The organism is Rathayibacter sp. AY1C5, from assembly GCF_002931705.1.
Taxonomy (GTDB): Bacteria; Actinomycetota; Actinomycetes; order Actinomycetales; family Microbacteriaceae; genus Rathayibacter.
In genome coordinates this window covers 246,335-268,911 of sequence record NZ_PSWD01000002.1, presented here as the reverse complement: position 1 = coordinate 268,911, position 22,577 = coordinate 246,335, and the positions used below count along the sequence as shown (strand labels likewise).

The following is a 22,577-nucleotide window of genomic DNA, read 5'->3' as shown; positions in this document are numbered from 1 at the left end:
GAGCACGAGGTACTGGAGGAGCTCGAACTCCTTGTAGGTGAAGGGGGTGCTCGTCGTGTCCGTCAACGGTCAGGGATGGGCTGCGGTTCGGTGCGGACGTCGGAGGCAGCAGACGGGGCGTCCTGGGTCAGGAGAGAGTCGTGCGGAGCGCGGGCGGGCGCGGCGACGGGCGGGGCGGGGCGGCTCAGGGAGGATTCAGGAAAGAGAGGGTTGCGTCGTTACCGGGTCGTTATATAGTTCAAGTGCGTCGACCGTTTGCTGTGGCGGGAAGCGCGAGAAGTGATTGCAGGACACTCTTGGTGCAAGGGAATGAAGGCCGGCCGCTCGCCTCAGCGGCCGGCCTTCTGTCGTTCCCCCGGCCCCCTTCCTCCGACTCCCCTCCTCCCAGCACCCCGGCGTAGGCTGTACGGCGTCTGGATGTCAGGGAACCGCTTCCTGAGTGCCGTGAAGGAGGACCAGTGGGGTCGAGAGAGGCCGTCGCCGCCTGGGAGTCGCTCTTCCGCGCCCAGGTCCAGGTGATGCGCACCCTGAGCACCGAGTTCCCCTCGCGGGAGATCTCGATGAACGAGTACGACGTGCTCTTCAACCTCACCCGGCAGCCCGGTCGGCGCGCACGGCTGCGCGACCTGAACCGGCACGTCCTCCTGACGCAGCCCAGCGTCAGCAGGCTGATCGACCGGCTCGCCGCCCGCGGCTGCGTCGAGAAGAGCGAGGATCCGGCGGACGCCCGCGGCACGATCATCGCGATCACCGACGAGGGCTACGCGCTCTTCCGCCGCGTCGCGCTCACCCACATGAGGACCATCTCGGAGCAGGTCGGCGGCGTCCTCGACGAAAACGAGCTGAAGCAGCTGACCGCGCTCTGCGACAAGCTCCGCGACGGCATCGCCTCCGCCTGATCCGTCCCCGCTAGCACGGGCCGCAGCGACCGGCCAGGTCTTCGCCGCGGCGCGGGACTCGCGGATCATGGTGGTCACCATGAGTGACACCTCCCCCACCCTCGTCTGGCTCCGCGACGACCTGCGCCTGGCCGACAACCCCGCTCTGCGCGCCGCGATCGACCGTGGCGGCCCCGTCGCGGTCTGCTACGTGCTCGACGAGGAGTCGGCGGGCATCCGTCCGCTCGGGGGCGCCTCCCGCTGGTGGCTGCACGGCAGCCTCGCAGCCCTCGCCGCCGACCTGCGCGAGCACGGCGCCCCGCTGATCCTGCGCCGCGGGCCGGCCGAGGCCGTCGTCCTCCAGCTCGCCGAGGAGATCGGCGCCGGAGCCGTGCACTGGAACCGCCGCTACGGGAGGGCCGAGCGCACCGTCGACGCGGCGGTGAAGGAATCGCTCCGCAACGGCGGCCTCGAGGCCGAGAGCCACCAGGGCTCGCTGATGTTCGAGCCGTGGACCGTGCAGACCGGCGCCGGCGGCCCCTACTCCGTCTACACGCCCTTCGCCCGCGCCTGCCGCGCCAAGCCGACGCCGCGCGCGCCGCTCCCCCGCCCCCGCTCGCTCGACGGCGTCACGGGAGACATCGCCTCCGACTCCCTCGACGACTGGGAGCTGCTGCCCACGCGTCCCGACTGGGCGGGAGGGCTGCGCGAGCGCTGGGTCCCCGGCGAGAAGGCGGCGGCCGACCGGCTGCGCGCATTCCTCGCGGAGCAGCTCGACGACTACGCCGACGGCCGCGACCGGCCGGCGGAAGACGCCACCTCGAACCTCTCCCCGCACCTGAGGTGGGGCGAGATCAGCCCCTTCCAGGTGTGGCACGCCCTGGAGGAGGCGCACGCGAAGGGCCTGCACCGCGGCGACGGCAGCGACCGGTTCCTCTCCGAGGTGCTCTGGCGCGAGTTCTGCTACCACCTGCTGTTCCACTGGCCGGATCTGGCGACCGCGAACTTCGACACCCGGTTCGACTCCTTCCCGTGGGGACGCCCCGCCCAGGAGGCGATCGACGCCTGGCACCAGGGGCGCACCGGCTACCCCCTGGTGGACGCCGGCATGCGCGAGCTCTGGAGCACCGGCTACATGCACAACCGGGTCCGGATGGTGACCGCGTCGTTCCTGATCAAGAACCTGCTGGTCGACTGGCGGGTGGGCGAGGAGTGGTTCTGGGACACCCTGGTCGACGCGGACCCGGCGAGCAACGCCGCGAACTGGCAGTGGGTCGCGGGCTCGGGAGCCGATGCGTCGCCGTTCTTCCGGGTCTTCAACCCGGTCACGCAGTCGAGGAAGTTCGACCCGGCCGGCGAGTACATCCGCCACAACGTGCCGGAGCTGGACGGAGTCGAGGGCGCCGCCGTGCACGAGCCGTGGACGCTCGAGGACACGCTGACCGGAGGCGCGGACGGCTACCCGGCGCCCCTCGTCGACCTCAAGGAGACGCGGGCGCACGCACTCGACGCCTTCGCGCAGATCAAGAGCGCCCCGCGCGACATCTCGCCGAGGGGCGACGACTGAGCGTCGCCGGCTAGACGCGTCCCGCCGGGCCGGTGGAGCGGCCGGACGCGGCGAGCGGGTCCTCCTCCCCGCCCTGATCGCGCAGATCGCGGGCCGGGATGCCGACGAGCACCGCTCCGTCGGGCGCGTCCTTCACCACGACGGCGTTCGCGCCCACGCTGACGTCGGATCCGAGCACGAGCGGGCCCAGGACGACCGCGCCCGCGCCGACGACCACCCGGTCGCCGAGCGTGGGGTGCCGACGCTCGCGCCGGGCCGACCTCCCGCCCAGCGTGACGGAGTGGTAGAGCATGCAGTCGTCGCCGATCCGCGCGGTCTCGCCGATGACGACGCCCATGCCGTGGTCGATGAACAGACGCCGGCCGATGGTCGCACCGGGGTGGATCTCCACTCCGGTCGCCGCGCGCGCCGCCTGGCTGAGCAGCCGGGCGGGCAGGCGGAGGCCGCGCCGCCACCAGGCGTGCGCGACGCGGTGCACCCAGACCGCATGCACTCCCGGGTAGGAGAGGACGACCTCCACCGCGCTCCGGGCGGCGGGGTCGCGCTCCCGGGCGGTGCGGACGTCCTCGCGGAGCAGGGCGAGGAGCCCGGGACGCTCCGGTCCGGACGGGACGCGGCGCTCCGGCCGACCGTCGCGTCCGGAGCGGGGCGTCCCGCCTCGTCTCGAGGGGCTCAGCTGCGGAGGTCCTCGTACAGGACGGTCGAGATGTACCGCTCGCCGAAGTCGCAGACGATGGCGACGATGGTCTTCCCCGCGTTCTCGGGGCGCTTCGCGACCTCGAGCGCGGCCCACATGATCGAGCCGGAGGAGATGCCGCCGAGGATCCCCTCCTGCGCGGCCATCTCGCGGGCCACCCGCACGGAGTCGTCGAGCGTCACGTCGATGATCTCGTCGTAGACCTCGCGGTCGAGGATCGCGGGGACGAAGTTGGCGCCGATGCCCTGGATCTTGTGCGGCCCGGCGGTGCCCTGGGTGAGGAGCGGGGAGTCGATCGGCTCCACTCCGATGATCTGCACGCCGGGCTTGCGCTCCTTGAGCACCTGGCCGACTCCGGTGATGGTGCCGCCGGTGCCGATGCCGGCCACGAAGACGTCGACCTCGCCGTCGGTGTCCTCCCAGACCTCCTCCGCGGTGGTGCGGCGGTGCACCTCGGGGTTGGCGGCGTTCTCGAACTGGCGGGCGAGGATCGCGCCGGGGGTCTCGTCGACGATCGCGCGGGCGCGCTCGACCGCTCCGCGCATGCCCTCGCTGCCGGGGGTGAGCACGATCTCGGCTCCGTAGGCGCGGAGGAGGACCCGGCGCTCGACGGACATCGTCTCGGGCATCGTGAGGACGACCTTGTAGCCGCGGGCGGCGCCCACCATCGCGAGCGCGATGCCGGTGTTGCCGCTCGTGCCCTCGACGATCGTCCCGCCGGGGTGCAGCTCGCCGGAGGCCTCGGCCGCGTCGATGATGGCGACGCCGATGCGGTCCTTCACGCTGTTCGCAGGGTTGTAGAACTCGAGCTTGGCGAGGACCGTCGCCTGGTCGGCGCCCTCCAGCCGGTTGATGCGGACGAGAGGGGTCCTGCCGACGAGCTGGGTCACGTCGTCGTGGATGCGTGCCATGGTGTGCGCTTTCTGCCGGGGCCGGCCGCCCGGGGCCCTTGAGCGGTGGGTGGAACGGGTGCTGCAGCGCCCCTCGGAGCGGCGCTCCCCCCACGATACGGATGCATCGACCCGAGGTCAGCACCCCGGACGCGCCCGCTCCTGCGCATCACCCGCCAGCTCCTCATCTCCACCGGGAGGAGGACGCCCCGCGGGCGCACCCGTCACGTACCATGAACCCGGGGGATCGCGCGACTGCTCGCGAGGCTTCTCGCCACCCTCCCTCACATCTCCGCGGCCCGGCGCCGCGTCGAAAGGACGACCGCTCCATGGCACTTCCCACTGCATCCCGCCGCTCCGTCCGGCCGCTCGGGATGTCGCTGCGGGCGGTCATGGGGTTCATCGGGATGAGCGCCGTGGCGGGCGTCCTGATCACCGTCGGCGTCACGCCGGCCCTCGCGCTGACGGGCCTGGCGACGAGCAACACGATCGGCATGTTCCAGAACCTGCCGGGCTACCTCGACGTGGGCCAGCTGATGCAGCGCACCAACGTCTACGCGAGCGACGGGACGACCCTCCTCGCCTCCGTCTACGACCAGAACCGCGTCGAGGTCGGCTGGGACGACGTCGCGCAGTCCGCGAAGGACGCGGCCGTCGCCGGCGAGGACCCGCGCTTCTACGAGCACGGCGGCATCGACCTCCAGGGCACGCTCCGGGCCATCGCCGTCACGCTCACGGGCGACGACCTGCAGGGCGGGTCGTCGATCACGCAGCAGTACGTGAAGAACGTCCTGGTGCAGAAGGCGGAGTCGATCACCGACGAGGCCGCGCGCGACAAGGCCTACCAGGAGGCGACGGACCCGACCCCCGAGCGCAAGCTCAAGGAGATGCGCCTCGCGATCGGCCTCGAGAAGGAGGCGTCGAAGGACGACATCCTGCTCGGCTACCTCAACATCGCCCTCTTCGGGGGCACCGTCTACGGCATCGAGGCCGCGGCGAACTACTACTACGGCATCCCCGCGAGCCAGCTCTCGACCTCGCAGGCGGCCGCGCTGCTGGCGATCGTGAACAACCCGGCGAAGTTCCGCTTCGACAACCCGGGCGACGAGGCGAACGGCGCCGCCAACGGCTACGCCGCCACCAAGGAGCGCCGCGACTACATCCTCTCGGAGGAGCTCAAGCACGGTCGGATCGACCAGGCCGCGCACGACGCCGCCGTCGCCGAGCCGATCACCCCGAACATCACGGAGCCCTCGACCGGCTGCACCACCGCCGGCAACGCCGCGTACTTCTGCGACTACGTGCTGAACGTCCTCCGCAACGACTCCGTCTTCGGGGCGACCGACGACGAGCGCTACCAGCGCATCCGCCAGGGCGGCTTCGACGTCGTGACGACCCTCGACCTCGACATCCAGCAGGTCTCGCAGGCGGCGCTCAACGCCTACATCCCCTCCGTCGACCCGCGCTTCCAGGTCGGCGCGACGGCCGCCTCCGTCGAGGCGAAGACGGGCCGCGTGCTCTCCATGGTGCAGAACACGCAGTACAGCCAGGACGAGCAGTTCCTCGCCGCGAACCCCGGCTACAGCGCGATCAACCTCAACGTCGACCTCAGCATGGGCGGCGGCTCCGGCGTGCAGACCGGATCGACCTACAAGGTGTTCACGCTGGCGCAGTGGCTGAAGGCGGGGCACACCGTCAATGAGTCGTTCGCCTCCCCCACCTCCGGCTTCAGCTCCTACCCCCAGAAGTGCAACGTCGAGGGCGACGGCGGCTACTACGGCAGGTTCTCGCCTCGCAACGACGACCCGTCGGAGGACGCGAGCTCGATGAGCGCGCTCGGCGCGACCACGAACTCGATCAACACCGGCTTCATGGGAATGGCGCAGCAGCTCGACCTCTGCGACATCCGCACCACCGCCGAGTCGTTCGGGATGCACCGCGCCGACGGCCGCGAGCTCGCCAACGGGCCGGCCTCGGTCCTCGGGACGAACGAGATCGCGCCCCTGACGGTGGCCAACGCCTACGCGGGGATCGCGAACGACGGCACGACCTGCTCGGCGATCGTCATCGACCGGATCACCGACAGCGAGGGCAACGCCGTCGCCGCCCCGGCATCGGCGTGCACGCCCTCCGTGTCGCCCGAGGTCGCCCGAGGGATGCAGTACGCGATGCAGCGGGTGATGACCTCCGGAACGGCCTACGCCTCGAACCCCTTCGACGGGATCGAGCACATCGGCAAGACGGGCACCACCGACGAGGCCGCCGACGTGTGGACGGCGGGCGCCAGCAAGGCCGCCTCCCTGGCGGTCTGGGTCGGCAGCATCAACGGCTTCGCCGACAACACCAAGCAGAACCTTCGCTTCATCAGCCTGACGGGCGAGAAGGGCACCATCCGCGCCTCCAACGCCCGGCACGCCATCTGGAAGCCGATCATGACGGCGCTCGACGAGAAGTACGGCGGCGACGACTTCACGGCACCGCCGGCCTCGATGCTCGCGTACTCGCCGCGATCGGCGGCGAACTCCGAGGTCCCCGACGTCACGGGCGAGACGGTCGAGAGCGCCACGGCGATCCTCACCGCCGCCGGTTTCGTCGTCGGGATGCACGAGTCGGTCGACTCCGCGACGATCCCTGAGGGCTCCGTCGTGTCGACGACGCCGAGCGCGGAGGAGACGGCGGTCGCCGGCGGGGTGATCCCCCTCCAGGTGAGCACGGGCAAGGCTCCGGCCAATCCGAACGACATCTCGGACCTGAACGGCGACCTGATCGAGTAGAGGCGTCGCCCGTCCCGTGAAGGGGCCGATCCCTCCGGGGTCGGCCCCTTCTGCTGTCGCAGGCGCCGGGCCTGCGCGGGCGCCGTCGCGCCGACTCCGGGCGGACGGGCGTCCGGCGCGGCCGTGGCGCGCCTCGTCGGGGATGTCGCAGGCCTCGCCTAGGGTGCTGGTGCAGCGAGAGGATCCATCCTGAAGCGACCGAACGTCCCCGTCTTCCAGCCCCGTCGAACCGTCCACGGGGCTCTCGGCGCGCTGTTCGGATTCGTGATCGTCAGCGTCCTGGCGGGTCTGCTCGCCTCGCTCGTGGTCGCCCCCGCCGCCGCGCTCACCGGCGCGGCGACCTCCGGCACCATCTCGGCGTTCCAGTCCCTCCCGAGCTACCTCGAGGTCGGGCGCCTGATGCAGAAGAGCGACGTCTACGCGGGCGACCCGGACGATCCGACGCTGCTGGCCTCCTTCTACGACCAGAACCGGATCGAGGTGCCGGCCGACCGGATCGCCGACTCCGTGAAGGACGCGCTCGTCGCGAGCGAGGACCCGCGCTTCTACGACCACGGCGGGATCGACCTGCAGGGCACCCTCCGCGCCATCGCCAGCACCTACCTCCTCGACGGCGACACCCAGGGCGGCTCGTCGATCACGCAGCAGTACGTGAAGAACGTGCTGGTGCAGAAGGCCGAGTCGATCCCGGACGAGGCGGACCGCGACCGCGCGTACGCGGAGGCGACGGCGACCACGGCCGAGCGCAAGCTCAAGGAGATGCGACTCGCGATCGGGCTCGAGAAGGTGTCCTCGAAGGACGACATCCTGCTCGGCTACCTCAACATCGCGCTGTTCGGAGGCACCGTCTACGGCATCGAGGCGGCGGCGGAGTACTACTACGGCATCCCGGCGGCCGACCTCTCCCTCGCGCAGTCCGCCTCGCTCCTGGCGATCGTGAACAACCCCGAGAAGTTCCGCTTCGACCGGCCGGACGACACGGCCAACGGCGAGGCGAACGGCTACGCGCAGACCCGGGAGCGGCGCGACTACATCCTCGACCGGATGCTCGAGACGGGGAGCATCGTCCAGGCCGCGCACGACGCCGCGGCCGCCGAGGCGATCATCCCCGACATCACCCCGCCGTCCACCGGCTGCCAGACGGCCGGCAGCGCGGCCTACTTCTGCGACTACGTGACCCACGTCCTCCGGGACGACCCGGCGCTCGGAGCGACCGACGACGAGCGCTACGCGGCGATCAAGCAGGGCGGCATCAAGGTCTACACGACGATCGATCTCGACCTGCAGAGGACCGCGCAGGAGCTGATGGACGAGCAGGTCCCCCCCTCCGATCCGCGCTTCGACGTCGGGGCGACGGCCGTCGCCGTCCAGAACGGCACCGGGCGCATCCTCACGATGGTGCAGAACAAGCGCTACAGCCAGGACCCGGACGTGATCGCGAGCGGGCCGGAGTTCTCGGCGATCAACCTCAACGTCGACGCGTCCGCGGGCGGCGGCAACGGCTTCCAGACCGGCTCCGCCTACAAGGTGTTCACGCTCGCCGAGTGGCTCGACCGCGGGCACACCCTGCTCGAGCAGTTCGACTCGAAGCAGAAGAACTGGACCGGCTTCGCCGACAGCTGCGAGGGCACCTGGGACTACGACTCCTACAACCCCAAGAACGCCGGCGACGGCGGCTACACCGACACCCAGACGGCGCTGTACTCGACGATCTACTCGCTGAACACGGGCTTCACCGGGATGTCGCACCTGCTCGACCAGTGCGAGATCCGCAAGCAGGCCGAGGCCTTCGGAGTGCACCGCGCGGACGGGACCGCGCTCGTGCAGTCGCCGGGAGCGGTCCTCGGCACCAACGAGATCGCACCGCTCACCATGGCGACCGCCTACTCCGGCATCGCCGCGAACGGCACGACCTGCACCCCCGTCGCGATCACGGCGATCGTCGGAGCGGACGGCCGCGAGATCGAGCCGGTGGAGACGACCTGCAGCCGGGCGGTGTCGTCGAGGGTCGCCTCGGCGATGCAGTACACGATGCTCAAGGTGACCGCCGAGGGCACGGGTGTCGAGGACGATCCGAAGAACGGCATCCAGCACATCACCAAGACGGGCACCACCGACAACTCCGCCGACACCTGGGCCATCGGCGCCTCGACCGAGACCTCCCTCGCGGTCTGGGTCGGCAGCATCTCGGCACGCGCGGACGGCTCGAGGGTGAACCTCGACTCGATCGACTTCGACAGCGGCTGGGCGCCCTCGGCACGCCACCGGATCTGGAAGCCGTTGATGACGGCGATCGACTCCCGCTACGGCGGCTCCGACTTCCCGCAGGCCGACCAGTCGCTCATCGCGGCGCCGCAGGTCACCGTGCCGGACCTGTCGGGCCGGACCAGCGACTCCGCCGCACAGGCGCTGACCGCAGCAGGGCTCACTCCCGGAGCGACGTCGCAGGTCGACTCGACGCAGCCGATGAACACCGTGGCCGGCACCGGTCCGGCCGCGGGCACCCGCGTGGACAAGGGATCGGTGGTGGGCGTGCAGCTGAGCACGGGGAAGGCGCCGCCCGCTCCTGCTCCGGGCGGCTGACACCGCTGGACCGGGATGTCGCCGGTCGGCGAGGATCTGCGACGGGAACGGGTCAGGGGGAACGGGTCAGGGAAGCCGGCTCAGGGCCCGACGGCTCCGGCGGGGAGGAGCCCGAACTCGACGAGCTCGTCGTCGGTGAGCAGTCGGCTGCGGATCATGAAGCGCTTGCCCTCGGGGGCTTCGACGCTGAATCCGCTGCCCCGCCCGTTGACGAGGTCGACGGTGAGGTGGGTGTGCTTCCAGTACTCGAACTGGGAGCGGGACATCCAGAAGTCGATCGGGTCCAGGCCGTCGAGCCGGAGCGACTCGACGAGCACGTCCGAGGCGCCGGTGCGGAACATCCCGGCGGGGAAGCACATCGGGGAGCTGCCGTCGCAGCATCCGCCCGACTGGTGGAACATGAGCGGCCCGTGCAGCGCCGTCATCCGGCGGAGCATGCTTGCCGCCTCCGCAGTGACGTCGACCCTCGTGGAGGTCATGGGTGGTGCTCCTTCGCTCGTTGTGCGGAATGTCTATATGCGCCCGACCGCTGACGGCGGACGCTCCTCCGGGCGGCGTCTCGATACGCCGCTGCGCGGACTACTCGATCAACATGAGGGGGCGCCCCCTCGTCCGATACCTCGCCCGCAGGGCCGAGCACCGTTCTCCCGCGCGCCGTCAGGTGCCTCGCCCGCAGGGCCGAGCACCGTCCTCCCACGCGCCGCCAGGTGCCTCGCCCGCAGGGCCGAGCACCGTTCTCCGGCGCGCCGCCAGGTGCCTCGCCCGAAAGGGCCGAGCACCGTTCTCCCGCGCGCCGCCAGGTACCTCACCCGCAGGGCCGAGCACCGTTCTCCCGCGCGCCGCCAGGTGCCTCACCCGCAGGGCCGAGCACCGTCCTTCCGCGCGCCGCCAGGTGCCTCGCCCGAAGGGCCGAGCACCGAACGACGGATCCGCGTGCCAGCGGATCCGTCTCGGTGCGAACGCTCCCCGCTCCTCCCCACCCGGCCACGTCGGCGAGCCGACCGCGGCACGGGCGACGAGGAACGAGGAGCCCGTGCGAACCAGCTCAGAAGAAGCCCATCGGTCCTTCCGCGTAGGAGACGAGGAGGTTCTTCGTCTGCTGGTAGTGGTCGAGCATCACCTTGTGGTTCTCGCGTCCGATGCCCGACTGCTTGTACCCGCCGAACGCCGCGTGCGCGGGGTACTGGTGATAGGTGTTCGACCAGACGCGGCCGGCTTCGATGGCCCGGCCGGCGCGGTAGAGCTGGGCGCCGTTGCGGCTCCACACTCCGGCGCCGAGGCCGTAGAGGGTGTCGTTGGCGATGCCGATCGCGTCGTCGAAGTCGTCGAAGGAGGTGAGGGCGAGGACGGGTCCGAAGATCTCCTCCTGGAAGATGCGCATCGAGTTGCGGCCCTCGAACACGGTCGGGTTGACGTAGTAGCCGCCGCTGAGCTCGCCGCCGAGGTCGGCGCGGTCGCCGCCGATGAGCAGCTTCGCTCCCTCCTGCTTGCCGATGTCCATGTAGGAGAGGATCTTCTCGAGCTGGTCGTTCGAGGCCTGGGCGCCGATCATCGTGGCGGTGTCGAGCGGGTTGCCCTGTTTGATCCGCCTGACCCGCTCGAGGCCGTCACCGACGAAGTCGTCGTAGATCGAGCGCTGCACGAGCGCCCGCGACGGGCAGGTGCAGACCTCGCCCTGGTTGAGGGCGAAGAACGAGAAGCCCTCGAGCGCCTTGTCGTAGAAGGAGTCGCGTTCCGCGGCGACGTCGGCGAAGAACACGTTGGGGCTCTTGCCGCCCAGCTCCAGCGTCACCGGGATGAGGTTCTCGCTGGCGTACTGCATGATCAGGCGGCCGGTGGTCGTCTCGCCGGTGAAGGCGATCTTGCGGATGCGCGGGTGGGAGGCGAGCGGGGCGCCCGCTTCGAATCCGAATCCGTTGACGACGTTGAGCACGCCGGCGGGGATGAGGTCGCCGATCAGGTCGAGCAGCACGTGGATGGACGCCGGCGTCTGCTCGGCCGGCTTCAGCACTACGCAGTTGCCTGCGGCGAGCGCCGGCGCGAGCTTCCACACGGCCATCAGGATCGGGAAGTTCCAGGGGATGATCTGCCCGACCACACCCAGCGGCTCGTGGAAGTGGTACGCGATCGTGTCGTGGTCGATCTCGGAGACGCCTCCCTCCTGCGCGCGGATCGCTCCGGCGAAGTAGCGGAAGTGGTCGATCGCGAGGGGGATGTCGGCGGCGAGGGTCTCGCGCACGGGCTTGCCGTTCTCCCACGTCTCGGCGACGGCGAGCAGCTCGAGGTTCGCCTCCATGCGGTCGGCGATCTTCAGGAGCATGTTCGAGCGCTCGGCGGGGCTGGTCTTCCCCCAGCTCGCGAACGCTTTCCAGCCCGCCTCGACGGCGCGGTCGACGTCGGCGGCGGTGCCGCGGGCGATCTCGCAGAAGGGCTTCCCGGTGATCGGGGTGATGTTCTCGAAGTACTGGCCGCTCGCGGGGGCGACGTACTCGCCTCCGATGTAGTGGTCGTAGCGCGAGCGGAAGGAGGCGACGGATCCCTCCGTGCCTGGATTCGCGTAGACCGTGGAACCGGGCTCCTGCGGTGCCTGCTCGGCGACCTGGTCGGCGTACAGCGTCATGTGGACCTCCATCGACGTCGTTGTCGTGGGCGCGGGGTGGGCGCCCGGTCCTGACGCTACGTCGCGGGGGGTTGCACGACGTTGCACGGGTCGACGCACCGGCGGGAGCGGCGAGGACGGAGGCCGGACCGGCCGGGCGGAGACGCGGCCGCCCGAGGAGGAGGGCCCCGCGGCCCGGACCTCAGACGCTCGCGAGCAGGCGCTGGGCGATCCGGCTCATGTAGACGCCGTAGGTCACCGTGGCCGCTGCGGCCCCCGCGCCGACCCAGGACCACACCTGCGGCCAGGCGGAGCCGTCGACGAGGACCACGACGACTCCGATCGCTCCGACCAGCGTCGTCCAGGTGGCGAGCCAGAGGTCGAGGGTCCGGCCGAAGATCCTCGCCATCGGGTAGAAGTGCAGGCCCACGATCACGGCGATGGCCGGCACGAGGAACCGGTCGAGCCCGGTGCCGGTGAGGACTCCCACCGCGACACCGATCAGCACGCCCTCCGCGGCGAAGACCGCCCCGAAGAGCACGCCGTTCGGCTTCGCCGCGCGATCGGCGTCGGTGAGCTCCACCGCCATCCTCCGCCGGGCGACGAGGAGGCGGACGGCCTGCACGGCGAAGACCACGGCCGCGAGCGCGCAGACGGTCACGGCGGTCGTCGCCGCCGGTGCCGGCCAGCCGACCGTGGTGTCGCTCGCCCACCACATCGTGAAGACCGCCATCAGGAGCAGGCCCCCCGCGACTCCGCTCGCGAGGGCCCGGGGAGGTGGTGCGAGGGTGCTCATGCGTCGAGGCTAGCGAGACGGCTCCGCGGCCTCACGGCTCCGGCGGCACTCCCGGGAGCGACCGGAACGGCTCAGCGCTGCTCCGCCTCGATCGTCTCGAGGTGCGCGGCGACACCGGCACGCCGCGGCGAGCGGGGCGGGAGGACGCGCAGGAGCTCCCGCCACACCTCCGCGTCGTCGCGGCCGTCCGGGCCCTCCGCCCAGGCGAGGAGGGTCGCGGGCGCCGCATCGGCGAGGACGCTCGCCCGCACCCGCAGGCGCAGCTCGCCGGCGATCGCCCGGATCCCCGGCGCCTCGGACGAGGGCAGCGGCGCACCCCGGTAGGCGTCCAGGGCGAGGCGGTGGGAGCCGCGGTCGAGCAGGCCGAGCACCTGGCGGGCGTCGAGGTCGACCGGGCTCGCCAGGCGGTAGGGGCGCGAGAGGGGCACCAGGCGCGGGAGGGTCGGCTCGAGCGCGCGGCGCAGCCGCACCATCTCGGCGCGGACGGTGACCACCGCGTCGTCCCGGCCGTGGAGCAGGAGGGCGAGCTGCTCGGCCGAGAGCCCGGCCCGGTGCCAGGCGAGCAGGGTCAGGATCTCGGCGTGCCGGCTGCTGAGCTCGAGCGTCGCTCCGGCGGCCGTCACCAGGCCCGTCTCGCGCCCGAGGACCCGCAGGCTCGGCGCCCGGGCCGCCGCCGTGCTCCGTGCAGCGGGCCGCCGCGGGCGGAGGAGCCGCTGCACCATCAGCTCGCTCTCGACGGCGGCGGCGGTCGCCTCCATCAGCGGGAGGGTCTGCGGGGCGACGACGTCGGCGCCTCCGGTGATGTCGATCACTCCGAGGATCTCGTGCGTCTCGGGGTCGTGCACGGGGACTGCGGTGCAGCTCCACGGGTGCACGAGCGAGGCGAAGTGCTCGGCGCCGTGGATCTGCACGCCGTGATCGAGCACGAGGGCCGTCCCCGGCGCGGACGTCCCGACGTCGGGCTCGGCCCACGCGGCGCCCTCGACGAACGACATCCCCTCGGCGAGGCTCTTGAGGTGCTGGTCCCCGTCGATCCAGAGCAGCCGCCCGAGCGCGTCGCCCACCGCGACCAGCACGCCGCTGTCCTCGTCGGCGTCGCGCACCAGCAGGCGGCGGATCACCGGGAGGACCGAGGCGAGCGGATGCCCGGTGCGGTACTCGCGGAGGTCGTCGCCCGAGAACGAGAGCGGTGCCGTCAGCCGGTCCGGATCGAGGCGCCGCCGCCGTGCGCGCTCCCACGACTCCTCGACCAGCGCGCGCCGCCGACCGCTGCCAGGGCGGGCCAGCCACGGGTTGGTCATGCGCTCCGCCTCGTCGTCGGGTCGGTGGGACTCGACGCTACTCCGCGGAGCGCGCCGGCGCCTCTCTCCGCGCACCGGAACGGCCGCGCCCCCGCACCGCCAGCAGCAGCACCGCCGCCACCAGCACCGCGACGCCCAGGACGGCTCCCGCGGTCAGCCGCTCCCCCAGCACCGCCACGCCGAGGAGGGTCGCGGTCGCCGGCTCCAGGAGGGTGAGCGTCGAGACGGTCGCCGCGGGAAGCGCTCGCAGGCCGCGCGCGAAGAAGGTGTAGGCCACGGCGACCGTCACCACTCCGAGCCAGAGCACGGCCGGGATCGAGCCGGAGAGCCGCGACGGATCGCCCAGCAGCAGGAACGGGACCGCCAGCAGCGCCGCGGCCCCGAACTGGGCTCCCATGGCGGCGACGGGGCTGAGCCCGCGCTCGAGCAGCAGCTTGCCGCAGACGGCGTAGAGCGCATAGGAGGCGCCGGCGCCGGCCGAGGCGGCGAGGCCGGGGAGCGTCACGCCGCCGGATCCGCCTCCGCTCAGGAGCACCACGCCGACCGCGGCGAGCGTGGTCGAGGCGAACCAGCGCGGGCTCGGGGTCGTCCGCAGGACGAGCCACTCCAGCAGGCCGGTGAAGGCGGGAGCGGAGCCGAGGGCGACGATCGTGCCGACCGCGACTCCGTTCTGCGCGGTGCCGGTGAAGAAGGCGGGCTGGTACGCGGCGACGCCGACCGCTCCGAGCACGACGAGCAGCACGACGGCGCGGGTCGGGCGGGAGCGGCTCCGCCGGCGCAGAGCCTCCACGCCGAGGAGAGCGGCCAGCAGGGCGCCGCCGAGGACGATGCGCGCCGCCCCGAGGAGGAGCGGATCCACGCCCGCCGCTCCGAGGGCCTGGGCGGTCCCCGTCGTGCCGAAGCAGACGGCGGCGAGGAGGACGGCGCCGATCGCCGAGGTCCGGGCCCCGCTCATCCCGCCCCGCTCCCCCGGCCGCCTGATGACCGGCTCCCAGTGTCCCAGGGATGGGCGCGTGCTCTTCCGCCTCTCGCACCGGGGGCCCAGGATGGAGGGACCGGACTAGCGGAGGAGCACGACGTGGGCATCGCGGAACCGTTCGACCTCGAGGACCACCACCGCAGCGCGCACGGCGCCCTGCGCGAGCACTTCTCGGTGCGCGAGTTCGAGGAGGTGCCGCTGGACCGCGAGGCCATCGTCGCCACCGCGTACCTGCGGGCGATCGAGCACGCCACCGTGGCCCGGGTGCTCCCCCTCGCGCGCGCCCACCCCGACGAGCAGGTCCGCGCGTTCGCGTCCGTCTGGGCCGCCGAGCGGCACCGGATCGCCGACGCCCTGGGCGACGTGCTCGCGGCCTCGCCGCAGATCCGCGGCATCGACGTCCGCCCGCCGGAGCCGACGGTGAGGTCGCGCCCGCTCCTCGACCGCGCCGCGGCCTCCCTCGCCGGCCCCGTCGCGCTGGCCCTCGCGGTGGACGCCCGGGTCGCGGTGCACGGCTACCGCCGGCTCGCCCGGCTCTCGCTGCACCCCGAGATGGAGCGCCTCGCCGAGACGGTCACGGGCATCCTCGAGCGGCAGGCCGACTTCTTCACGGTGCACGCGGCGGGACGCCTCGGACGCCCGCTGCCGCGCCGGGTGCAGGCGGCCGGCCTGCTCGCCGTGCTGCGCCTCCCGATCGGCGAGGCCGACCTGCCGGAGGCTCTCGCGCGCGAGGGCCGGGAGCTCGTCTTCGGCCGGGACGACGGCGGACTCGACGGGATCGACGCGGGCGTCGTCGCGGCGTTCGCGCTGCCCTGCACGGCGGCCCGGCGGCTCGTGCACCCGTACCGGCCGGTGTCGATCCGTGCCGCGCACCGCCTCGGACGGCTCGCCGCCGACACCCGCGCCGCCGTCACGACCCTGCTGGAGCAGGTGCGCGAGTAGCGGCGGCGCTCAGCCCAGCAGCTCGCGCACGTCCTCGGCGGTGATCCCGCCGGTGGCCGCCGCGCCGTCGTCCGACATGACCGCGGCGAAGAGCGCGGCCTTCGCCTCCTTGAGGGCCATCACCTTCTCCTCGATCGTGTCCTTCGCGACCAGGCGGTAGACCATGACCGAGCGGGTCTGGCCGATGCGGTGCGCGCGGTCGACCGCCTGCGACTCGGTGGCGGGGTTCCACCACGGGTCGAGCAGGATGCAGTAGTCGGCCTCGGTGAGGTTGAGCCCGAAGCCGCCGGCCTTGAGCGAGATCAGGAACACGCCCGCCGCGCCCGAGCGGAACCGCTCGATGACCTCGTCGCGCTTCTTCGTCGCTCCGTCGAGGTAGGCGTACTCGATGCCCGCCGCGTCCAGCCGGCCGCGGACCCGGCCGAGGAACCGCGTGAACTGGCTGAACACCAGCACGCGGTGCCCCTCGCCGAGGGCGTCGCCCAGCAGCTCGTCGAGCAGGTCGAGCTTGGTCGAGGGCACGCTCTCGTGCGCCTCGTCGACCAGTGCCGCGTCGAGCGCGACCTGGCGCAGCACGGTCAGCGCGCGGAAGATCGCGAAGCGGTTCTTCTCGAAGTCGCCGATCAGGCCCAGCACGCGCTGCCGCTCCCGCGCCAGGTAGGTGTCGTAGACCTTCCGCTGCTTCGGGCCGAGCTCGACCTCGAGGGTCTGCTCCTGCTTGGGCGGCAGCTCCTTGGCGACGAGCTCCTTGGTGCGCCGCAGCATCAGCGGGCGGATGCGCCGCCGCAGCTGCGAGAGCTTCTCGCTGTCGGCCTCGCGCTCGATCGGCTTCTGGTAGAACTCGACGAACCCGGCGGGCGAGGGGAACAGGCCCGGAGCGACGATCGACAGCAGCGACCAGAGCTCCATCACGTTGTTCTCCATCGGCGTTCCCGTGATGGCCAGCTTGAAGGGCACGTCGAGCCGGCGCGCGAGCTGGTGCGTCGCCGACTGGCGGTTCTTGACGAACTGCGCCTCGTCGAGGAGGAGCCCCGACCACTGGATGCCCGAGTACGACTCGTAGTCGAGCCGGAACAGGGCGTAGGAGGTGACGACCAGCTCGGCCTCGCCGATGACGCTCGAGAGCGCCTTCCGCTTCTTCTTCGACGTCTCGTCGATCCCGACGACGCGGAGGTCCGGGGCGAAGCGCTTGGCCTCGCCGACCCAGTTGGGCACCACGCTGGTGGGCGCGACGACGAGGAACGGGCGCGGCGAGGTGCCCGCCTCCGCGGCCGCGGCGCGCTGCTCCTGCATCACCCGGGTGACCAGGGCGAGGGACTGCACGGTCTTGCCCAGGCCCATGTCGTCGGCGAGCACGCCGCCGAGCTGGTTGTCGTAGAGGAACGAGAGCCAGTCGTAGCCGAGCTGCTGGTAGGGCCGCAGCTCCACGGCGAAGCCCTCGGGCAGGACCCGCGACTCCAGCGCACCGGTCGCGGTGAAGCCGGAGAGCCCCTCCACGGAGCGGCGCCAGGCGGCGGCCTGGGCCTCCACGACGCCCAGCTCGACCAGCTCGTCCCAGAGGGAGGACTGGAACCGGCTGATCCGCAGGGTCTCGCCGGGGTCGTCCGAGAGCTCGCGGGCCTCGGCGATCAGCTCGCGGAGGCGGCCGAACCGCTCGTCGTCGAGGGCGAAGTAGACGCCGCTGGGCAGCACCATGTACTCGTCGCCGCGGGCGAGCGCGAGGAAGATCTCGGCCAGCGGGACCGCCTCGTCGTTGACGGTGACGGAGATCTCGAGGTTGAACCAGTCGCGGCTGTCGGGCTGGGCGACGGTCTGCACGGCGACCACGGGGGCGGTCTGCGCCTCGCGGTACTCGACGCGCTCGCCGATCTCCTCGATCTCGACGGTGCCGAGCTCGCGGAGCCGCTCGACCTCGCCGGTGAGGAAGCCGACGGTCTGCATGCCGCGCAGGTCGAAGGTGGGGCGCAGGCGCCTGCTCGACGGGGACACCAGGGCGGGCGTCGACTCCGGGTCGAGACCCGCTCCCACGAGGGAGTCGAGGATCCGCTGCTCGGCCTCGGGGTCGCGGTAGCCCGCGTCCTCGCCGACCCGCAGCGGGAGCCGCTCGGCGTCCACGCCGCCGCGCGCTCCCTCCACTCCGTAGCGCCACCACCACGAGCCGCGCAGGCCCGCGCCGTCGGTGTGCTCGAGGGTGAGGCCGAGGCGCGGCTCGGGCACCGCCGGCGCCTCGAAGGAGCCGTCACGGGAGACGATGTCGAACAGCCGGTGCAGCCGCTGGTAGTGCTCGGTGAGGAACGCCGACTCCTCGGCCACCGGGATGCGGATGGCCTCGCGGCTCCAGAGGAACGTGCGCGCGGAGGACAGCAGCGGCGCGGCGAACGGGATGAGCGTGACCGGGCGGGCGCGCATCTCGTCGCCGCCCTCCCACGTGTAGAGGCCGACGGCCGGGTCGCCGATGAAGCCGAACTCCTCGGGCGCCGGGTGGTCGCCGATCGCGACGAGCGAGCGCAGCTCGAGGCCGGCGGCGGTGCGCGTGACGTCGATGGAGGCGGTCGCCGTTGTGTCGAGGATCTTCAGCGGCGTCTGGTCGCGGTCGCCCATCACCAGGCCGATGCCCGCGCGGACGGCGCCGTGCAGGGCCGCCCAGATCGCCTCGCTCCGGCACTGGTCGAGGTAGAGCCAGGTGTCGGGCGAGTAGTAGCTGGAGGCGCTGTGCCCGGAGAGCAGGCCCTGCATCTCGCGGATCACGTCGATCTGGCGCTCGTCGTAGTCGTGGCTGTAGTGCAGGTAGCCGAGGTCGCGCCAGCTGGTGCCGGTGCGGACCCAGCGATCGCGGTCGCCCATCCGCACCGGGCGCACGCCCAGGCGCGGGCGCGGCTCGGGCGGCGGCCGGTAGGAGTTGTAGCGGCCGGGCGGGCGACGCACGGGCTCGCCGGGCAGCAGCTCGAACTGCAGGCCGAGCGGGATGCCGGTGTGCGAGCGCTCCGCGCCGGCGAGGAGCGGGGCGAGCGCGCTGCGCCACTCCGGGACGGCGTCGACAGCGGCCTCGCCCGGGAAGGGACCGGCCACTCCGCCCTCGCGCTCGCGGCGCAGGGCCTCGATCAGGACGGCGGCGACGTGCTTGCACTCGTGCTTGACCGGGCAGCTGCAGGCGCCGCCGAGGAGGGTCCAGTGCTCGCCCTCGTCGCGGAGCTGCACGCTCACGGCGTACGGCGAGCGCCCGGATCCGCGGACCTGGCCGAAGAGGCGGGTGCGGCCGCCGAACCACTGCAGCTCGCGCACGCGGCCCTCGTCCGCGTACGCGGTGCCCTTCTCGACGGCGGCGGTTCCGACGAGGGCGCGGATGTCCTGCTCGGAGAAGGGCTCGTGGCCGGCGGTCACCGGCCCGGGTGCGGCCGACGGCAGCACCTCACCGGGGGGACTCTGGCGGGCCATGGACCTCACGCTCTCCGCGCTCGAACGAGCGCATCCGTCTATTCAACCCGATTCCGGAGGCGCTGCGAGCCGCGGGCCGGGATCCGTGGAGGACCCACGGCCGTGCCTACGATGGAGGGATGCCCCGTCTGGCCGTCGTCTCGGCGCACACCTCCCCGCTCGAGCAGCCGTCGACGGGCGACGCGGGCGGGATGAACGTGTACCTCGCGGCGGTGCTCCCGGAGCTGGCGGCGCTCGGCTGGGAGATCGAGGTGCTGACCCGCGGCGAGGGCGTCCGGATGCTCGCGCCGGGTGTGCGGGTGGTCGGCGTGCCGGTGCCTGCGGGCGACAAGTACGCGCTGGCGTCCGCGGCGCCGGAGTTCGCGCGCGCCGCGGAGGGGGCCGACGTCGTGCACTCGCACTACTGGGTGTCGGGCCTCGCGGGGGCGCTCACCGGCCGGCCGCACGTGCACTCGATGCACTCGGGCTCGCTCGCGAAGAACGCCCGGCTCGCCCCGGGCGACGTCGCGGAGCCGCAGCAGCGGATCGACGCGGAGCGCTCCGTGCTCGCCTCCGCCGACGCGATCGTGGTGGCGGGCGCCTCGGAGCGGGAGGACGTCGTCAGCGGGTACGGCGCGGATCCCGACCGGGTCGTCGTGGTGCCGCCCGGAGTCGACGCGCGGTTCCGCCCGGGCGGCGGCGAGCGCTCCGGAGTCGTCCTGGTCGGCCGGGTGCAGCCGCTCAAGGGCCAGCTGCTGGCGGTCGAGGCGCTCGCGGCGATGGCGCCGGCGGAGCGGCCGGTGCTGCGGCTGGTGGGCGGGGCGGCACCGGGCCGGGAGTCGTACCTCGACGCGGTGCGCGCCGCGGCGGCTCCGCTGGGAGACCGCGTGCTGATCGAGGGGGCCGCCGACCGCGACCGGGTGGCGGAGCGGCTCCGGAGCGCGCAGCTGGCGCTCGTGCCCTCGGCGGCCGAGACCTTCGGGCTGATCGCGCTCGAGGCGGCCGGCAGCGGCACTCCCGTGCTCGCGCGCAGGACGACCGGCCTGGTGGACGCGGTGCGCGACGGCGGAAGCGGCGTGCTGCTCGACTCCGACTCCCCCGCGGCGTGGGCCGAGGCGATCCTGACCCTGCTGGGCTCGCCCGGCGAGCTGGCGCGACTCGGCCGCGGCGGCGTCGACTGGGCGGCCGCCCACTCCTGGCCGGCCGCCGCCGCCCGGCTGGACGCCGTCTACCGCGGCCTGTCGGCCCGCTGAGGGAACCCCGGACCGTCGAGGGACCCCGCTCCGCCGGATCACCTCGACGGGTCGGGGCTCCCTCGATGCAGGGAGGGGGTCAGTCGGCGATGGCGGGCGCCCCGGGGTCGAGGCGGGCGCCGCGAGTGGAGCGGTACCAGGGAGCGAGGCGGTCGGGCGAGACGGCGACCATCGCGGCGCCCGTGAATCCGGCGTCGTTGCCGAAGCGGGCGGGGACGATCTCGGTGCCGATGTCGAGGAAGCGGGCGAACTCGTCGAAGACGTGCGCCGCCGCGCCGCCGATCACGAACAGCTGCGGAGAGAGCAGCATCTCGAGGTGCCGGTAGTAGACGCTGAGGCGACCCGCCCACTCCTCGAGGGTGATGCCCTCGCGGCGGACGGCCGAGAAGCCGACCTGCGGCTCGAAGTCGGGACCGTCGATGTGCAGGTGACCGAGCTCGGAGTTGGGGATCACCACGCCCTCGTGGACGAGCGCCGTCCCGATGCCGGTGCCGAGGGTGGTCAGCAGGAGGAGGCCCTCGCGTCCGCGCATCGCGCCGAACTCGCGCTCGGCGACCCCTGCCGCGTCCGCGTCGTTGACGACGACGACGTCGACCCCGGTCGCCTCCGAGAGGAGGGCCTGCGCGTCGAGCCCGACCCAGCGCTGCGAGACGTGGGTGGTCTGGCGGACGACGCCGCCGCGGACGATCCCGGGGAAGCCGACGCCCACGGGCGTGCCCGCGATCGGCGAGACGTCGCGGACGATGCCGGCGATCGCCTCGGCGAAGTCCTCGGGCTCCTTGCCCAGCGGGTTCGCGACCGCGAAGCGCCGAGCCGCCCGCTCGCCGGTGGTGACGTCGACGAGGGACGCCTTGATCGAGGTCCCCCCGATGTCGACGCCGACGGCGAAGCGCGGGAGGAGGCCGTCGTGGGGCTGGGTCACGGATGCTCCGTCTGCAGTGGTGGGCGAGCGCGGGGACTCGCGAAAACGGTCGGCCCGTCGGATCCGGGATCGCGACGAGCCGAAGGCGATTCTACGAGCCGTCAGGTGCGCGCGGGCTCCGAGAGGGCGCGGAGGACGAAGTCGATCACCGGCTCGTAGAGGTGGACGGCCAGCCCGTCGTCGATCGGGACGACCACCTCGATCGAGCCCTGCGCCTCGGCGACGAACACCGCCGGGTCGTTGCAGTCGGCGATCGCGATGACCGGCAGCCCCCGCCGGCCGGCCGCGCCCGCGAAGCCGTGGTCGGCGACGACCAGGTCGGGGCGGATGCCGAGCTCGTCGAGGCGGTCGAGCAGCGCGTCCATCGGCTCCGGCGAGTGCGTGTGCTGCAGCCCTCCCCCGCGGTAGACGCAGGTGACCCCGCCGGTGCACCACAGGGCCTGGTGCTCGTCCGCGAGAGGCACGCGGATGCCGTCGGGGGCGGCGAACGGGAGCGCGTTCACGTCGATCACGCGGGCGCCCCGCTCCGTCGCGGCAGCAGCGAGGCGGCGGTAGACGTCCATCAGGGTCGCCGGGTGCGCGGTGGCGAACAGGAGGAGCGCCCCCTCGCGGACAGCGGCGGCGAACCGGTCGCGGTAGCGGGCGAGACCCGCGACCGTCAGGCGGGCGTCGATCCGGTCCTGCCCGCTCTCGAAGGAGGGGTCGGTGCTGATCCCCACGCGCTCCCCCATCAGGGCGAGCAGGCTCTCGAGCGTCCAGTGCTCGGCCACGTCCACCCCGTAGAGGTGCGCGGGCTCGCGGGCGGCGAGGCCGCGGAGGTTGCCGAGGCTGCTCGCGCGGCCGGTGAGGACGTCCCCGGCGAGGAGGGAGGAGTCGAGGTACGCCTCGAGCTCGGAGTCGGGACGCGGCATGCGGGACCTCTCGATCGACGGGGAGCTCCCAGGCTACGGGCAGTTCAGGTGTTGACATCCGATCCGTCGCC

General features: G+C 72.7%; 16 protein-coding genes. 6 read left to right on the top strand and 10 right to left on the bottom strand.

From position 1 onward, the window contains the following. Positions 1–518 precede the first annotated feature (518 nt). Positions 519–899: a MarR family winged helix-turn-helix transcriptional regulator gene (locus C5C57_RS03610; protein ID WP_104257198.1), complete on the top strand. Its 381-nt coding sequence runs from the start codon at positions 519–521 to the stop codon at positions 897–899. Positions 900–978: 79 nt separating this feature from the next. Continuing rightward, positions 979–2,445 carry a deoxyribodipyrimidine photo-lyase gene (locus C5C57_RS03605; RefSeq protein ID WP_104297319.1) on the top strand — a complete coding sequence of 489 codons (1,467 nt, stop codon included), beginning with the start codon at positions 979–981 and terminating at the stop codon, positions 2,443–2,445. 10 nt (positions 2,446–2,455) lie between these two features. Here C5C57_RS03605 and epsC read toward each other — a convergent pair whose 3' ends face one another. Then, positions 2,456–3,022 carry a serine O-acetyltransferase EpsC gene (gene epsC, locus C5C57_RS03600; protein ID WP_104297318.1) on the bottom strand — a complete coding sequence of 189 codons (567 nt, stop codon included), beginning with the start codon at positions 3,020–3,022 and terminating at the stop codon, positions 2,456–2,458. A gap of 95 nt (positions 3,023–3,117) precedes the next feature. Next, a complete protein-coding gene (gene cysK / locus C5C57_RS03595; protein ID WP_104237779.1) occupies positions 3,118–4,053 on the bottom strand; it encodes a cysteine synthase A in 936 nt (311 codons plus the stop codon). A gap of 308 nt (positions 4,054–4,361) precedes the next feature. Between cysK and C5C57_RS03590 the strand changes: the two genes are divergently transcribed. Beyond that, entirely contained in the window at positions 4,362–6,806 is a 2,445-nt protein-coding gene (locus C5C57_RS03590) for a penicillin-binding protein (RefSeq protein ID WP_181028729.1), read from the top strand. A 264-nt stretch (positions 6,807–7,070) separates the two neighbouring features. Next, positions 7,071–9,389 carry a transglycosylase domain-containing protein gene (locus C5C57_RS03585; RefSeq protein ID WP_104297309.1) on the top strand — a complete coding sequence of 773 codons (2,319 nt, stop codon included), beginning with the start codon at positions 7,071–7,073 and terminating at the stop codon, positions 9,387–9,389. Between the two features lie 80 nt (positions 9,390–9,469). On the opposite strand, the gene C5C57_RS03580 is transcribed toward C5C57_RS03585, so the two are convergent. From C5C57_RS03580 to C5C57_RS03560, 5 genes are all read right to left on the bottom strand, one after another. Beyond that, a complete protein-coding gene (locus C5C57_RS03580; RefSeq protein WP_104297308.1) occupies positions 9,470–9,868 on the bottom strand; it encodes a DUF779 domain-containing protein in 399 nt (132 codons plus the stop codon). A 566-nt stretch (positions 9,869–10,434) separates the two neighbouring features. Further along, positions 10,435–12,009, bottom strand: coding sequence for an aldehyde dehydrogenase family protein (locus C5C57_RS03575; RefSeq protein ID WP_104261473.1), 1,575 nt, complete (start codon positions 12,007–12,009; stop codon positions 10,435–10,437). 181 nt (positions 12,010–12,190) lie between these two features. Further along, positions 12,191–12,784, bottom strand: a complete 594-nt coding sequence (locus C5C57_RS03570; RefSeq protein ID WP_104233438.1) for a hypothetical protein — start codon at positions 12,782–12,784, stop codon at positions 12,191–12,193. 71 nt (positions 12,785–12,855) lie between these two features. Beyond that, the gene (locus C5C57_RS03565) at positions 12,856–14,085 is read right to left on the bottom strand and encodes a GAF domain-containing protein (RefSeq protein WP_104233439.1); all 1,230 of its coding nucleotides are present in this window, start codon (positions 14,083–14,085) and stop codon (positions 12,856–12,858) included. Between the two features lie 37 nt (positions 14,086–14,122). Further along, a complete protein-coding gene (locus C5C57_RS03560; protein ID WP_104297307.1) occupies positions 14,123–15,040 on the bottom strand; it encodes an EamA family transporter in 918 nt (305 codons plus the stop codon). A 123-nt stretch (positions 15,041–15,163) separates the two neighbouring features. On the opposite strand from C5C57_RS03560, the gene C5C57_RS03555 reads away from it, so the two are divergent. Further along, positions 15,164–16,006, top strand: coding sequence for a hypothetical protein (locus C5C57_RS03555; protein WP_104249760.1), 843 nt, complete (start codon positions 15,164–15,166; stop codon positions 16,004–16,006). A gap of 9 nt (positions 16,007–16,015) precedes the next feature. On the opposite strand, the gene C5C57_RS03550 is transcribed toward C5C57_RS03555, so the two are convergent. Continuing rightward, complete coding sequence (locus C5C57_RS03550) at positions 16,016–19,441, bottom strand: DEAD/DEAH box helicase (protein WP_104224188.1); 3,426 nt, start codon at positions 19,439–19,441, stop codon at positions 16,016–16,018. A gap of 119 nt (positions 19,442–19,560) precedes the next feature. On the opposite strand from C5C57_RS03550, the gene C5C57_RS03545 reads away from it, so the two are divergent. Then, positions 19,561–20,673 carry a glycosyltransferase gene (locus C5C57_RS03545; protein ID WP_104297306.1) on the top strand — a complete coding sequence of 371 codons (1,113 nt, stop codon included), beginning with the start codon at positions 19,561–19,563 and terminating at the stop codon, positions 20,671–20,673. A 79-nt stretch (positions 20,674–20,752) separates the two neighbouring features. Here the strand turns inward: C5C57_RS03545 and C5C57_RS03540 are convergent, their stop codons facing one another. After that, on the bottom strand, positions 20,753–21,595 hold the full coding sequence (locus tag C5C57_RS03540; RefSeq protein WP_244229583.1) for an ROK family protein: 843 nt from the start codon (positions 21,593–21,595) through the stop codon (positions 20,753–20,755). Positions 21,596–21,696: 101 nt separating this feature from the next. Beyond that, complete coding sequence (locus tag C5C57_RS03535) at positions 21,697–22,506, bottom strand: phosphatase (RefSeq protein WP_104247013.1); 810 nt, start codon at positions 22,504–22,506, stop codon at positions 21,697–21,699. Between the last annotated feature and the right edge of the window lie 71 nt (positions 22,507–22,577).